This is a genomic window from Hymenobacter koreensis, from assembly GCF_039541855.1.
GTDB lineage: Bacteria > Bacteroidota > Bacteroidia > Cytophagales > Hymenobacteraceae > Solirubrum > Solirubrum koreensis.
In genome coordinates this window covers 68,044-82,468 of sequence record NZ_BAABHA010000011.1, presented here as the reverse complement: position 1 = coordinate 82,468, position 14,425 = coordinate 68,044, and the positions used below count along the sequence as shown (strand labels likewise).

The following is a 14,425-nucleotide window of genomic DNA, read 5'->3' as shown; positions in this document are numbered from 1 at the left end:
TACGGTTTCCGCTTTCAAGAATTCTTTTTGATTTGATATGGATTACTCCCAAGAGTGGTTTGAAATGGCTGATTTACGCCGTAGGAGCCTAATGACAAAAGTGTGGGTCCCGTTAGCGGCTGCTCAGGAGCTATATCGGGAAGGAGAACACTTTCATGTCGGTTTCAAAGAAGAATACTTTGGCTGTGAAACTGTTGCTGTTTCGTTAGAAAGCAAAGCCGATGCCATGCAGTTAGACTGGTCCTATCTAAATGACAATGGCCAAGAACCTCGATGCACAGATGAGGACTACACTCCAGCTGACGTGCAAGATGGATGGGGAGACGAGCCTATTGGCATTCGATTGGTATTAAGGCAAGCGATGACACCTCCTGAAATTGATGAATGGCATCTACACCAAGACTTAGTTATAGCGCTGGGGTTAAAGCGCGAAGGTGATATATGGGTATGTCCAAGAGAAGCGTATTTCGAAGTAGCATCACTAAAGCGTAAAGCAAATGGCGAACCTGCTTTACTTGTGATTCATGCTGAACATCTCCGTGATTATCTGAGAGCAAGAGGCATGGGCTTGCTTTCAAGCACTTATTCATCCCGAGAAGCTGTGACCCCAGATGCCAATTACCTTGACTGGTCTAGCGACTATGTTATAGAGGAGTCCACTATGCAGAAGTGGACAGGAGATATCCGAACCATTCACGAGAGTGGCTCACCATTTGGACAGGATATCGCTGTCATGCATGTGGGCCGTACAGATGTCGATAAAGGTGAAGATGTGCCAAATTTTGGGTTACCCAGAGATGGCCAAGTAGCTGTTTCATCTGGGAAAATCAAAGCTGGAAGTGGCCGGCTTTTGATGTTAGTGCGAGGAGAGCTTTGGCGTACAGAATGGCTTGACCCTGCAACATTGAGTGCCCGAGTTAGAAGAGATTCGACTCCGGGCACTGCCTTTTTTGTAACGGATACAGGTGGCACTCAAGAAACAAAATCCACACTCACTGCTGAGTCTCGTTGGTTATGGTTTCGACCAAACATTATAAATGAACTGGCCAGCCGTCGAGGAGCGACACACGGATGGGATACTCGTGAGACCGGATGGATTAGTGTAGTACCAGGCAGAAAGCTGCGTTTTGGCCTTAATGATATTGGGCTTGTCAATGTGTATGCAAAGGATATTGCTCAATTGCCTGATTGGCAGCAAAAGATTTGGGCCGGCTACAGCAATAGCCCAGACGGTGGAGTCTCCAATGAGTTCTTAGCCGCACAGATGGAAGCTAGGCCGGCTGACACTGAAGCCCCTGAAGAACGCTTATCTAATTCACTGGCTAAGTTGAGAACGGTCACCGAGCAAAATTTAGGTTTCAGTATAATTCGCACTCACACCGATTACGACGCCATTTTATCAAAAACGCACCGTTTTCGGGCTACAGACTATACGAGTCTGCTGGCCTTAGCTAAGGACGTTGCCCGGCTTACAGCTGATAGCTTAGATGTTGGGGCAATACAAAAGATGCTTCCGCCTATACCAAAGGGAGAAAAACCGCCCGGGTCACTTAAGTCATTGGAGAAACTACTTGCAACCAAGCTTGACCCAACTTATGCGCGGAACCTTCTAACTCCTCTAGTAGGAACATATGAGCTACGTTTAGGAGACGCACATTTAGCTAGCAGTAAAATACAAGATGCGTGGGGGTTGGTTGGCATAGACAACAAGCTTCCTTTCGTATGGCAAGGTGAGCAGTTGCTTGCAGCTTGCGCCTCAAGCATTGAGCAAATTACATACGCATTTAGCACCTTATTCAACGCCACGGCTGAATAAGCGCAAGGAAACTCAGCGCTATACATACAGCATAAGCACTTGATAACGAAATAGTATTGTAGTGAAATGCTGTCAAAAGTTAGCCTTTGCTCTGTACTTCGGCAATAACCACAGCAACTACTTTCTCTATCGGCTCACCAAGTAGCTCAGCTACCCGCAGCATCTCAGCTACAGTGAGCGTCGAAGGGTCAGCCTCGCGCTGCTTGATGGTTCGATAAGTCATACGAAGGTGCTCCATCAGTTCGCGCTCGGTAAACTGGTATCGGCCGTTCCGAAGTAGGTCAGTGAATCGCCGTGGTGCGGATGGTTCCACGGAACTATAGGGCAGTAGGGGAGGGGTGCTGGGCATGGTGGTGAACAGTTTGATTGAGCACGCAAGTATTGTGGAGGGCGGGTACCCCACCGCCCCCGGCCCCGCCCAGTATTGGGCGAGGCACAAGGTCAAGGGCTATTCGGGAACCTGCTCCAAAGCTGAGAAGTGCGGATTCTGTCGTGCCTCCTCGGCCAAGCTGTGTTCCTCCCATTCTGCTATCTGCCGCACGATATTGGTCAGCCAGCGGCCCAGCCGGGCGGGGTCTGCCTCGGTCAGAATTCGGGCCGTAGCGGTGCGGCGCTGCTCGTCAGTGAACGCGGGGTGCTCCATGAGGCGTGTTAGCTCGATGCGCTGCGTGGAAACCACGACAGTGGTGAGCGTGGGCAGCGTTTCCTGCCCCAACGCAACCAGGGGCAAGGTGGGCAGAGCCGGACGAGGAAGCACAGCCCCGGCATCGACAGGCAGTTCGGTGGCGGGGACCTCTTCGGGCTCGTCGTTTACCTCCATGGCCGCGGGGCTTGCGCTGGGCGGGGTCGGCTCTGGGGTGCTGGGCTCGTTATCATCGCCGCCCGCGGTGCCCAGGATAAACTCGGCGGCCCGTTGCGCCCGGCTGGCGGCCTGCACCACCAGCTTTTTATCGCCGCGCAGCTGCTCCAGCCAAAACTGCAGGTAGGCGGCGGTGTTTTCCAGCGTAGCGCTGGGGTCCAGCCCGGCGTGGCCACACAGGAAGGCGGCGCCCATCTCGGCCGTCAGTTCCTCGCGGGCGTAGCCGGCGCGGCCACTCGGGCACAGGGCCTCGGCTAAGTCGGGACGGTCCAGGCGGCTGGCGTGGCCGGTGGCGTGGGTCAGCTCATGAAACAGAGTCGAGTAATAGGCCTCGCCGCTGGTGAAGGTTTCCGGGCGGGGTACGTTTACAAAGTCAGGGCCGGGGGCATAGTAGGCCTGACTGCCACCATGCTCAATGCGGGGGCAGGCAGCCCAGTTTGTTACCAGAGCTTCGGCAGCCGCCAGGGGTTCGTGGGTCCGGTCTTGGGGCTGCTCGGGCAGAATAATGTCCACGCCTTCGACATCATCCACCGAAAAGACGGTGTAGTACTTGATAAAGGGCATTTTCTCTTCCTCCCCGGTTTGCTTATCCGTGCGCGTGGTGACGTTGTAGTAAATCACAGGCATGCCTTTGGCCCCCTTGCGGATGTTGCCGCCTAGCTCCTTAGCCTGCCGAAACGTGAGAAAGAACGGCGTACCTCCTACCAGGTGCAGCAAAAAAGCATTGATGCCGGTATAGGCCCGCCCGCTGACGTAGTTACGGGGCAATCCGTAGGCGGCGTGCCAGGGCTTGCGCCAGGCAATCTGGCCTGCTTCAAGGGCAGCAATTACCCGGTCGGTAACAATCTGGTACACGTCGGGGCGGGTGGTCGTGGGGGTGGCGGTGCTGGTTTGCTTTTTCATCGCTAAGTGAAGGCTAAGTGACTGCTTTTAAAACCGTTTCCTTACTTATTAAACGCAAAAATCATTGTTTTTGTTGCTAAAAAGACAACAAAAAACAGTGTTTATAGCTATTATTTTGCCTCCCCAAAACATTTCTTCCCCACTGCCCCTTGCGCTTGGCTGGCATCCCTGCTCACCTAGAAGGGCTGGTAACGAAAGTGCCCGACAGGTTTGCTGTCGGGCACTTTTACCGCTTCAAAGAGCACATTACTCGGCCTGGCGGAGTTCCTGTGCGAGACACTCTTGAAGACTCACTCGGGAGGCTTCGCCGATTTGAATCAAGGGCGCTCCGTCGTTGAGGTAGAATAAGACTGGATTGGCCTTTGTAACGGCTTGGCTCCAGGAATCATCAGAGAGGTCCGCGGGCAGGTGTAACAGCGGCTGATACTCATCGCGGATGAGTTGTAGAATCAGCCCTTTCATCGCGGGGCAAAAACTAGAAAAAGGCCGGTGACCGGTAGATATCATAACAGGGGTAATGGCGTGGAAGGGAATGCAACGAGGGTTCCAGGCCTGCGACAGAGCGAGGCCCGGGAATAGACAGCCCTACCCGTCGGCTAATAGCAAGCCGAAGGCAGCCGCAGCAGCTGCGGGGGATGTTTACCAGAAAGTTGGATTAGCCTCGATGCGGACCCACAAACAGGGCCGGGCGCTCAGAAATAGGCAGCGGCCGCAACGCAGCGGGTGCCAGGGTCTGGTCTGCTAGCAGCAGGCCAAACGGAGCATACGTAAAAGAATAACCTGTTTTCGCCAGCATGGTGGGCAGCTTGCTATTCCTGCAAAACTAAATAATCAGCCCACAACTCTGGGCTACATGCCTAAGAAACCGAGGGCTCTTACCGCTCGGGGCCAGCCGTCCGCTCGGCTAGAGTGCTGGCATTAACGCCACTGGGAGCGAGACGGTGGCGCTCGGCCTGGTCAGCGGCGTGTTCGTGCACGTGAGCGCCGGGCTGGCGGGATACGTCATCGAGCGCGGCACTGACACGCGCCAGGTTTGGCTGGTCGAGCCGGTAGCTGACTTCTATTTCGCTGTGGCGCTGGTGCGTGGTCGGGTCGGTGGCGCTGCGCAGCGAGCCGGTGTTCAGGCCGGCTTCACGCAACTGCTCCGCCACGGCTTCGGCATAGCCGGTAGCGCCGGCCCGGGGCTCAGGCTCGTCGATGCGGATGATGGCGGTTTTTGTTACCGACTGCTCCGGCAGCGCGGCGGCCAGCCGGCGGCGCTCGGCCTGCTCTTCGGTAGGCTCGGTGAGGGCAACCAACGGCGACTTATCCAGCGCATCGAGCGTCTGGCTTAGCTGGCGCACGCCGCCGGGGGTGGCGTGGGGATGGTAGCGCACGTCGAGCTCACTGCGCAGCTGGCCACTGGTGGGGTCCGTCTCAGCGCGCAGCTCTACCTGAGCACCGGCCTTGCGCAGCAGCTCCCGCATCTGCTGGGCCTGGCTGGGGGTCGCCTCATCCGCGGGGGTGGGCTCGGTTACCGTTAGCTGCACAGCCCGCTGCAGGGCAGGGTCGCCGGTTGCCCCTGCTACAGCCAGCGCAGTGGCCTGGCGCTGCTGCTCGGCCTCCCGGCGCTGGGCCTCCGGTGAGTTGGCCGCCTGCTCGCGCTCGGCTGCGCGCTGCTGCGCCTGCTGCCGCTGCTCTTGCTCCTGACGGGCCTTATCCTGGCGCTGCTGCTCCTTGGCCAGCTCGTCGGCGCGGGCCTGCTCGGCCACCTGCTCGCGGCTCAGGCCTTGGCTTAACAGCTCCAGGTCGCGGTTAAAGTCCTTGCTGATGGCGTACTCGGTGCGAATGAAGTTTTCGGGCTGGCGGCCGGGCTCGTGGGGCCCGTGCTCCAGCTGCCCGCGCTGCATTTCGCGCTGGGCGTGCAGGGTGCGCGCCAGATCTTCGAGGGTATGGCTGTCGGCATTGGGCACGACCAGGCGCACGACGGTTTCCTGGCGGGTGGCCCGCTGCACTTCCAGCGCCACGGCTTCATCAGCTGCCGGCCGCAGCTGCTGCACCTGCGCGGTGAGCTGGCTCAGGTGCTCGGTGCCCTCGGCGCGGGTGGCGTGGTGAAACTCCACGCGCAGGGCTGTATGGTACTTGCCGGCCGCCGTGGCGTGCCACTCCACCGGGCGAGGCGCCTCGTCGTAGGCCACGTGGCCATCGGCCACTTCGCGGGCGCGGCGCGGGACCTGCAGCTCGTTGAGGTAATTGATGTTGAAGCGCCGTCCCGCCGCGTCGTTGTCGTTGGCCAGCACTACCTCTTTGGGCTCCTGCTTGTCGATGAGCTTTTGAATCAGCTCCACCTGCCGCTCGGTGACGGTGCCGCTGGTGGCCACGTACAGCGTATTGGGCTGGCCCTCGGCGCCCCGGTGGTGCAGCTGGTGGTAGCTCATGGCGTCCACCGGGCTTTCCGACACGACCAGGCGCTGCACCGGGGTATCCTTGCCCTCGGTGGGGTGCGACACCCACACGCCCGTTTTGGGCAGCTGCAGCAGGTGCTTGTAGTCCTCGTTGCGCTGCTCCACGGTAGCAATACCGTGCTCGTTGTAAAGCGGAAAAGCCGTGTTGCGAAAATTTCCCTGCTGGCTGGTGAATACCCGCCCCTGAAAGGCCGGGCTGTCAATGGTCTCATCCGTCAGGTGCCGGTGGTGCAGGTAGCTGCGGTCCGTCAGGGCGGCGTGGGTGCCCATCACGGCCGCTACGAGGCGGGCCCGTCGTTCCGCTTCGGTTTCTACTTCGGCTGGCTCGCTGGGCTTGGGTGCGTAGGCCGCCGGGGCGGGCAGTGGGGGAGAGGTAGCCGCCTGCCAGCCTTGCTCGGGTTCGCCCAGGTATTGGCGCAGGGTCTGCCGCACCTGGCCCAACGTCTGGTTTTCGCGGGTTTTCACGAAGTCAATGATGGAGCCGGAGTCCCGGTCATCTCCGGGGTTCAGGTACACCTGGTGGTCACCCTTGCGGGAGACGATGAGCATTTCTCCGTCCTTTTCCAACTGGTGCCAGTGGCCGCGGGGGCCGGCCTTTTTCACGTCGTAGCCGTGGCGCTGGGTGGCGTAGTCAACCAGGTCGATGGATTGCTTGAAGCGGTCGAGCTCCTGGGGGTCGTTGTCGCGTGGGGAAGAAGTTGAGGCTAGCATAAGCAGGAGTGGAAAGGGTATGCCGTAGCCGCACCCGCAGGGGTGGGCGAGGGGCATAAATCACGAAGTAGGAGGGAAGGGCGCTAGCTGACCAGCTGCTCGTGGGCTGCCAGCTGCTCGCGCAGGGTGGCCAGCAGCGCGGCGTCGGCAAAGAGGTAATGCTCGCAGAGCTGGCCGCCCACATACAGGCGCACCAGCTCGGTCTCGAAGCCAAACACGCGCAGGTGCTTTTGCACGAGGCGGTATTCCTCGCGCTGCAGGCTGCCCGTTTTCAGGCCCACGCTGGTGGTGTAGGGAAAGCCAAAGGCGGTGCAGGTGGCCCGCAGGCCCCCGTGAGGCAGGCTGCGCAGCCGCAGCTGCACGTAGCGGCGGGCCTCGTCGTAGGCTATGGCCAGCGCCGGGTCGGGCAGCTGGGGGCCCAGGGCGGCCGGGGAAGAAATGGATTTTGCCGGGCGGCGGGAAGCGAGGGAAACAGACATAGGGAAAAGGGCAACGTGGAGCGGGCAGGCTCCAGGGCCTTTCCGCTAGTTAGTGGTGGTGGGCGACGCCGGAGCGTCAAAAGGCGGGTTGTCGAAGAGGTTCAGCTCGGCTTTGAAGCGGGCCAGATTTTCCAGGGAGGTGAACATGAAAAAGTGCCGGCGCGACTGGTGCACGATGATGCGCAGCAGCTCGGTGGGAAACTGGAAGTGGGCCATCAGGCGCTGCAGCAGCACGGCCTGGGTTTCCTCCTCCAGCTTCTTGATTTCAATCAGCCGGGCGTAGTTGAACTTGTGCTCCTGAGCCCAGGGCTTGAGCTGCCCGTGCAGCAGGGTGTTGAGGCGGTGGCGGATATAGCGCAGAACAGTGGCATAGGAAACGATAAGCGCGGGGTCTGGAAAGCCCGCATTAACCGGCTCAACGGGGGTGGAAGCCGGGGGAGTGGGTACTGAGGTGGTCATGTAGCAGCAATTAGAGGGCGCGCAAGGTAGCAAACCAGCCGGCCGTGTGCACTACCCGATTGCTGTCGGTACATGGCTACGCCGCACTTGCAGTCAAATGACTCCAAAGCTTCGGCATAGCTGCTTTAAAACTTCTCATAAAGCAGAACTTATACGGAAGTGCTCCGTATAGTTGCCGCAAATGCTCACAAAAAACTTTGACCCGCTTGCTTGAAATCGATGCTCTGGCTGCTGCTCTTTCTGCTGCTATCGGCCCTGGGCGTGCTCTGGTGGCGCTTTGCCATGCCCACGGTCCCCGGGGCTGCCGTGGCGCCGCCGGTGCTCAGCGGCAACCATCCCTCGCTGCGCACCCGCCATTATCGGCTGGCTGATTTCCACCCCGCGCCCCTGGTCGTGCCGCCGGCTCCGTACCCCACTCCCGACCCGGAGCAGCCGACCCTCAGCCCGGAAGAGATACCAGCAGGTGAAACTGCGCCGACCGAACCGGAGGAACCTTCCACCCCAGCGGCCGAAGCCGGGCAGCTGCCGGCGGGCGCCCTGCACAACTACCTCACGGCGCCGGCCCCCACGGCCACCGACGAGCACAACCGCGGCGTGGAGCTCACCGCCGCAGAGCGCCGGGCCAAAATGCGCGCCCTGATGGGCACCGCCCTCGAAAACCGCCGCGCAGCGCCGGCCTCCGCCTAAGGATTGTCCTTTCCCTTATCTGCTTTTCCACTCCATTCACCCACTTCCTTTTCCATGCAAACTCCCTTGCTTACGCGCCTGCACCGCGGCGCCGCCCAAGCGGCTGCTGGCGGGCTGCGCCTGCTCGCGGCGGGCCACACCTACCAACCCTCCCGCGCCGAACGCCTGGCCATGGCCCTGCTGCTGACCACTTCCCCGGCCCTGGTATTTGGGCAAGCCGGCGCCGGCGGCCGCGCCGTGGGCGCCCTGCGCAGCGTGCAGACCATTGTCATCAGCATCGTGCAGGTGCTTTTCATCATCGTGCTGGCCATCGGCCTGGTCCGGGTGGTGCAGAAGTTCATCAGCGGCGCGCCGGACGCGCTCGGCTCCCTGGGCTGGCTCATGGGCGGCGTCATCCTCTGGTTCGGCTTCAACTACTTCAAAGAAGACCTGGCCAGCGCCATGGGCGGGGGCGAAGGCGGCGTAACGCCCTAAGCAAACCGGCCCATGCGTTCCTACAAAAGCATCGAGCGCCCGGCGCAGGTGCTGGGCATGAACCTGCCGGACCTGGGGCTGGTGGTGGGCCTGTTTCTGGCCGCCGTGCTGGCCATTGGCGTCGCGGGGCTGGTCGTCACCGTCCCGCGCTTCCTCTACCTGCTGATTCTGGTGGTGCTGGTGGTATTGCTCTACGCCCTGCGCTACCTGGCTAAGCACCGCCCGCCGGGCTTTCTGCTCAGCTGGCTTTCCTTCCACCGGCGGCAGCCGCGCCGCATCGCCCTGGGCCGCGCCCGGTCCGGGCCTTCGGCGGGCAGCGCTACCGCACTTTCCCCTTCGCATGAACATTCTCCCCGCTAAGGCTGCCGACCGCACCGCCGACTTCGCGGACCTGCATCCGGCCTACGCCTACCAGGACGACAAGGTCATCTTCCGGGATGGCCGCGTGGGCGTCGGCTTCGTGCTCGAATGCCCCGAAATGGAGAGCTGGCAGGCCGAAGAGTTTGCCAACCTGCAGTCAGCGCTGCTCGGGGCCCTACGCACCCTGCCCGTGGGCACGGTGGTGCAGAAAACCGACATCTATTACGACCGGCCCTTTCAAGGCCTTGGCGGCGATGCCCGCCCCGGCTACTTCGAGGGCAAGATGAACGCGCACTTCTCCGACCGGCTGGTGCTCTTCCACCGGGCCTACCTGTTCGTCTCGTTTGCGCCCGCCGACGAAGCCAAGCCCGTGCGGCCCAACGCGCTGAGCGCCCTCGTGAACCGCGCCGGCGAGAAGCTGGCCAAGAACCCGTTTGCCGGCGTGGTGCAGACCCTGGACGCGGCCGAGCGCATCGCCACCGAGCTGCTGCAGAGCCTGCGCGGCCTCGGGGGCCTGGACTACCGCCGCCTCAACCAGGCCCAGCTGCCGCAAGTCTTCACCCAGTACTTCAACCTGGAGTTCGACCAGCAGCCCGCTGGCCTGACCCGTGAAATCAGCAACGTGCCGGGCGCCTTCACCGTGGGCGAGAACCGCGTGAGCATCGTCTCGCTGGTGGGGCAGGGGAGTGAGGCCCACCCCGCCGTGCGCAACGGCTACGGTGTCACCTCGCCCATGCTCTACCCGCTCACGGCGTTTCTCTCCTGCCCGCACGTGCTGACGCAGGCGATGCTGATTCAGGACTCCCGCGCCGAGCTCAGAAGCCTCGACAACGACAAGAAAATCAACAATTCGCTGTCCTTTCTGGCCACGCAGGACAACCACCTGCGGGCCGCAGAGATTGACGAGTTCACTGCCGAAGTGCGCTCAGGCAGCAAGCAGGTCGTGGGCCTGCACCTGTCGGTGCTGCTCTGGGACGTGGACGACCAAGCCCGGCGCGAGCATGTGGAAAAGACCACGGCGGCCTTCCGGTCCATTTTCGGCGCGGAAGCGGTGGTGGAAAGCTACCTGACCCTGCCGCTGTTCTTCGGCCTGGCCCCTGGTAATGCCTACCAGGTGCCGGACCGCTGGCTGACCACTTCGGCCGACCGGGCGGCCTGCTACTTCCACTGGACCACCACCTACCGGCCCGAGCCCACCGGCGAGTATCTATGCGACCGGTTCCGCAACCTGGTTAAGGTAAACCTGTTCAACACTGACCTCGACAACCAGAACGCGCTGGTCATTGGCCCCTCGGGCTCGGGCAAGAGCTACACCTTCGGCAACTTCATCGTGCAGCGCTACGAGCGCGGCGCCCGCCAGATTATCATCGACATCGGGGGCACCTACCGCAACGTGTTCCAGAGCCTGATGGGGCCGGACTTCGAGAACACCTACTTCGAATACGACCCGCAAAACCCGATTGAGTTCAATCCCTTTCTGCTGCCGCGCGAAGGCGAAAACGGCCCCTGGCACTATTCCGACGAAAAACTCAATTTCCACCTGGCCCTGCTGGCCGCCCTCTGGAAGGGCGGCAAGGACCGAGCCCTAAGTAAATCCGAGCGCACCATCCTTTCGCGCTTTCTGACCGGGTACTACCACGACCTGAACCAGCACGAGCGGCTGGGCCAGTCGGATGAGGAGTTTCCGGGAATGGAAAGTTTTTATAAGTACGTCCAGCGCTACGACCAGTGGATGCGGGCCGAAACGCCGTCGGCCGGGGAGAACGAGGCCACCGACGAGAGCATCGCCGTGCTGGCCCTGCAGCGGGCCCAGTACCAGACCGACATGAAGTACATCGACATGCACGAGTTCTTTCTCGTGCTGGGCGAATTCGTGACGGGCGGGCGCTACGCCAAGGTGCTCAACTCCACCCGCGAGGCCCAGCTGAGCCAGTACCCGCTGCTTTGCTTTGACCTGGCACGCGTGAAGACTGACCCCACGCTGTATCCTGTGGTGGCCATGCTCATCACCGAGCTGAGTTTGGACCTGTTCCGGCAGTTTCCCGACGCCGTGAAGTACATCGCCCTGGACGAGGCCTGGGCGCTGCTCTCAGGCGTGCTGGAGGAGTTCATCGTGTCGATGTACCGCACCATCCGCAAAACCAACGGCTCCATCACCATCATCACCCAGGGCATTCAGGAAATCATCGACTCGCCCATCGGCTACACGCTGATTGACAACTCCTCGACCAAAATCATCCTGCGCCACTCCAACGAGGCCTCGCTCACCCGTCTGCAGGCGCCACTGGGTCTCACGGGCCACGAGATGGACCTGATTCGCTCGGTCCGCTCCACCGACTCGTTCCGGGAGTTTTTCATCAAGCAAGGTGCCCAGGCGAAGGTGTATGCCCTGGAAGCCTCGCCCCAGCTCGATGCGGTACTGACCTCGCGGCCGGCCGAGCGCAACTACCTCAACCAGCTCGTGCGCCACTATCAGCGCCAGCGGCCGGTGGAAGTGCGCGACGCGGTGGGCAACCTGGTGCGCGACGCCGACGGCCGGCCCACCTACACCACCGTCACCGAGCAGCGGCTCGACTTCGCTGTTGACCAGTTTGTGGAAGAAAAGCAAAAGCGCAAGGGGGCGCTGCCGGCATGAGTGCGCCCCTGCTGCTGCTCGTCGGCATGGACCTGGATACCGACTTCATCACGGCGGCGGACGGGGCCCTGCGCAAAGTACTGCAGGCCTGCCAACTCTACCTGATTCCGCCGTTTCTCTCGGTGGCGCTGCTTTACACTGTGGGTCGCGGCTACCTGCAGGGCGGGCAGCTGCGCATGGACTTTTCGCCCTTGCTCAAGGCGCTGTTCGTGTACTTCATCCTGTTTTTCTACCGGGACTTCATGGATTTGATTGGCGGGGCCATCGGCGGGTTTTCCAGCCTGGTGGCGCCGGCTAAGCCCGGTTTCATTGCCGAGGCCCTGCAAAGCCTGACGAATCCAGCGGGCGCCGCCTCCATCGAGCCCGACAAGGCCACCAACACGGCCGGCTTTGTCAACGACCAGATTGGCGCTATCACTTCCTTCTGGGACAAGCTCACCAACTTCTCCCTGCTCAACCTGCTCACCGAACTGTTCACGACCAGCACCGTCGTGCTCATCCGGCAGGTGCTGGTGATGGTGCGCCAGTACATCGTGGCCTTCCTGTACGTGAGCGGGCCCATTGCCATCTGCCTCTCCGCGCTGCCGCCCTTTGCGCAGCTGGGCAAGCAGTGGCTGCAGAACTTCATGGCTGTGCAGTTCTGGTCCCTGACTTACTCACTGCTGGATACCATCTATGCCAATTACGCCGGCATCCGGCCCGCGACGGGCAACGTGCTGCTGCCCACCGGCATGACCCCGGGCGATTACGCCAACGATGTAACCTACCTCATCAACTCCATCGGCTTCGTCATCCTTTACTGCATGGTGCCCTGGCTGACCAGCTTCCTCATCGGCTCCTCGGCCGTGCAGGGCTTCGTGGGCATGTTCGGCGGGGCCGTGGCCGGGGCTGCCGGTGCCGTGAACAGCGTCGTGTTTCCGGGGGCCTACGGCGGCGGGGCCAGCGGCGCGCTGGGCCGCAAGCTGGGCTTCGGCCCCGATAAAGGGGGCAGCAGCTCCGGTGCCGGCGCCAGCAGCTCGCCTTCGGGTTCGGCCTCTTCCGACCTGCCTACCATGTCCTCCGCCGACTCTAGCGCGCCCACGCGCCGCCGGCGCTAACCATTTACCGCTATGAAACAGCTTCTTTTTAGCCTGCTGGGTGCAGGCGCACTATTGACGGGATGCAAGAGCGACAACGAAGCCGCCGCGGAAAAGCTGCAGCAGGTAGCCACTGCGGCCGCCAATTCCCCCGAAGCCCAAGCCCGGGCAGCCGCTTGGAGGCTTGCTACAACCAAACCGCCGCAATTGGCTGCTGATAAGCCGGTTGATTTGCGCCCGGCCCTGGAACAGCTCCTGCCGCAGGATGGCTACATGCAACTCGTTTCGGTTAAAGCAGCGGGTGCAGCCCAGCCGGCTATCTTGCTGCTACCCATTCTGTGGCGCCCCATCAAAGGCAACTACCCGCCTGTGGCTCCCGGTTACCGGCTGCCCTTCGAAGCAGTGCTCAAATGGAAACCGACGGGCTACGCGCCGGGTGAGAAAATACCCGCCGCCATGGCGCTGGATGGCCCGTGGGCGCCCGATACCCTGAACACCTTTTCGCTGCGAGAGCCGGAGGTTACCGTACCCGGTCAGGCGGCTACCGCGCCCATGCTGCTTAAGCCGGGGCAGGCCGTAACCGTGCGCGGGGTGGCCTATGCCTATGCCACTCCCCCAGCCGCCGGCCAGGCGCCCCGCCTGGTGCTGTATCCCTACCGGAATCCGCTGGGGCCGCCCGACGCGCGCAAGATGGTCTATCTGCCGCTTTAGCGGCGGGCGGTGGGGTAAAAAGCCCAGGCGGCCAAGCCCCTACTCTTCTCCAACCTCTTCCACTCACTCATGAACTCTGTCCAAGACTTAAATAAGACGTTTATCACCATGCGCACCATGGCGCTGGCCGCGCTGGCGCTGCTGGGTGTGGTCACCTTAGCAGCTGGCGCGCTGCTCTACCGGGCCTATGAATCCACGGGCCAGCGTGTGTACGTGGTCAGTGATACCGGCTCCTTCTCGGCCCAGATTGGCCGCGGCGCCGGCCACACGCCCTTCGAGGCCCGCAACCTGGTCAAGACCTTTTTACTGACCATGTTCGGCCACGACCAATACAGCTTCAAGCACAACCTCGACGCCGGCCTGCCCCTGATTGAGGAGCGCGGCGGGCGCTTTCTGTTCGAGAGCTTCCAGCGCGGGCAGGTGCTGCAGAACTACATCCGCTACGGCGCCCGCCAGGCCGTGACCGTGGACAGCATCCACCTGGACATGAACCACCGGCCCATCACCGGCCGCGCCTACATCAAGCAGACGGTGTTTATCGGCGACCAGCAAAGCCAAAGTAAGCCCCTGGGCGCCAAGTTCGCCCTCATCGAAACCGACCGCTCCGACGCCAACCCCTTCGGGCTGCTCATCACCGATTTCGACTTCATTCCCTACAACCCACCCGTTACGCAGGAAGAGAAAGACCAGCTGCGCGACCAGGAGCAGGCCCGGCAGCGCAAGCTGCGCGAAGAAGCCGAAGCCGCCGGCGTGCCCCTGACGCAACCAGCCCCGACCACACCCGCTCCTGCCGCTCAACCTGCTCAGTAAG

Annotated in this window: 13 protein-coding genes; 8 read left to right on the top strand and 5 right to left on the bottom strand. The window is 61.6% G+C overall.

The annotated features are described in order from the left end of the window. Positions 1 to 37 precede the first annotated feature (37 nt). Complete coding sequence (locus ABD903_RS17775) at positions 38 to 1,816, top strand: hypothetical protein (RefSeq protein WP_345226558.1); 1,779 nt, start codon at positions 38 to 40, stop codon at positions 1,814 to 1,816. Between the two features lie 79 nt (positions 1,817 to 1,895). On the opposite strand, the gene ABD903_RS17770 is transcribed toward ABD903_RS17775, so the two are convergent. The 5 genes from ABD903_RS17770 to ABD903_RS17750 form a co-directional block, all read right to left on the bottom strand. After that, positions 1,896 to 2,054: a hypothetical protein gene (locus tag ABD903_RS17770; protein WP_345226557.1), complete on the bottom strand. Its 159-nt coding sequence runs from the start codon at positions 2,052 to 2,054 to the stop codon at positions 1,896 to 1,898. Between the two features lie 210 nt (positions 2,055 to 2,264). Next, positions 2,265 to 3,578 carry an ArdC family protein gene (locus ABD903_RS17765; protein WP_345226555.1) on the bottom strand — a complete coding sequence of 438 codons (1,314 nt, stop codon included), beginning with the start codon at positions 3,576 to 3,578 and terminating at the stop codon, positions 2,265 to 2,267. An 875-nt stretch (positions 3,579 to 4,453) separates the two neighbouring features. Then, positions 4,454 to 6,733, bottom strand: coding sequence for a toprim domain-containing protein (locus tag ABD903_RS17760; protein ID WP_345226554.1), 2,280 nt, complete (start codon positions 6,731 to 6,733; stop codon positions 4,454 to 4,456). An 83-nt stretch (positions 6,734 to 6,816) separates the two neighbouring features. Next, positions 6,817 to 7,212 carry a hypothetical protein gene (locus ABD903_RS17755; protein WP_345226552.1) on the bottom strand — a complete coding sequence of 132 codons (396 nt, stop codon included), beginning with the start codon at positions 7,210 to 7,212 and terminating at the stop codon, positions 6,817 to 6,819. Positions 7,213 to 7,257: 45 nt separating this feature from the next. Beyond that, the gene (locus tag ABD903_RS17750; protein ID WP_345226550.1) at positions 7,258 to 7,671 is read right to left on the bottom strand and encodes a hypothetical protein; all 414 of its coding nucleotides are present in this window, start codon (positions 7,669 to 7,671) and stop codon (positions 7,258 to 7,260) included. Between the two features lie 210 nt (positions 7,672 to 7,881). Here ABD903_RS17750 and ABD903_RS17745 point away from each other — a divergent pair, with 210 nt between their 5' ends. The 7 genes from ABD903_RS17745 to ABD903_RS17715 all read left to right on the top strand — a co-directional run bounded on the left by ABD903_RS17745 (position 7,882) and on the right by ABD903_RS17715 (position 14,424). Continuing rightward, complete coding sequence (locus ABD903_RS17745; protein WP_345226548.1) at positions 7,882 to 8,358, top strand: hypothetical protein; 477 nt, start codon at positions 7,882 to 7,884, stop codon at positions 8,356 to 8,358. Between the two features lie 54 nt (positions 8,359 to 8,412). Further along, on the top strand, positions 8,413 to 8,832 hold the full coding sequence (locus ABD903_RS17740) for a hypothetical protein (RefSeq protein WP_345226546.1): 420 nt from the start codon (positions 8,413 to 8,415) through the stop codon (positions 8,830 to 8,832). Positions 8,833 to 8,844: 12 nt separating this feature from the next. Next, a complete protein-coding gene (locus ABD903_RS17735; RefSeq protein WP_345226544.1) occupies positions 8,845 to 9,192 on the top strand; it encodes a hypothetical protein in 348 nt (115 codons plus the stop codon). Beyond that, positions 9,173 to 11,827 carry a VirB4 family type IV secretion system protein gene (locus tag ABD903_RS17730; RefSeq protein WP_345226543.1) on the top strand — a complete coding sequence of 885 codons (2,655 nt, stop codon included), beginning with the start codon at positions 9,173 to 9,175 and terminating at the stop codon, positions 11,825 to 11,827. The genes ABD903_RS17735 and ABD903_RS17730 overlap by 20 nt, the downstream gene beginning before the upstream one ends. Beyond that, a complete protein-coding gene (locus ABD903_RS17725) occupies positions 11,824 to 12,924 on the top strand; it encodes a hypothetical protein (RefSeq protein ID WP_345226541.1) in 1,101 nt (366 codons plus the stop codon). Before ABD903_RS17730 ends, ABD903_RS17725 begins: the two co-directional genes overlap by 4 nt. A 12-nt stretch (positions 12,925 to 12,936) precedes the next feature. After that, entirely contained in the window at positions 12,937 to 13,614 is a 678-nt protein-coding gene (locus ABD903_RS17720; RefSeq protein ID WP_345226540.1) for a hypothetical protein, read from the top strand. Between the two features lie 69 nt (positions 13,615 to 13,683). Next, on the top strand, positions 13,684 to 14,424 hold the full coding sequence (locus ABD903_RS17715; protein ID WP_345226539.1) for a conjugal transfer protein TraK: 741 nt from the start codon (positions 13,684 to 13,686) through the stop codon (positions 14,422 to 14,424). Position 14,425 lies beyond the last annotated feature (1 nt).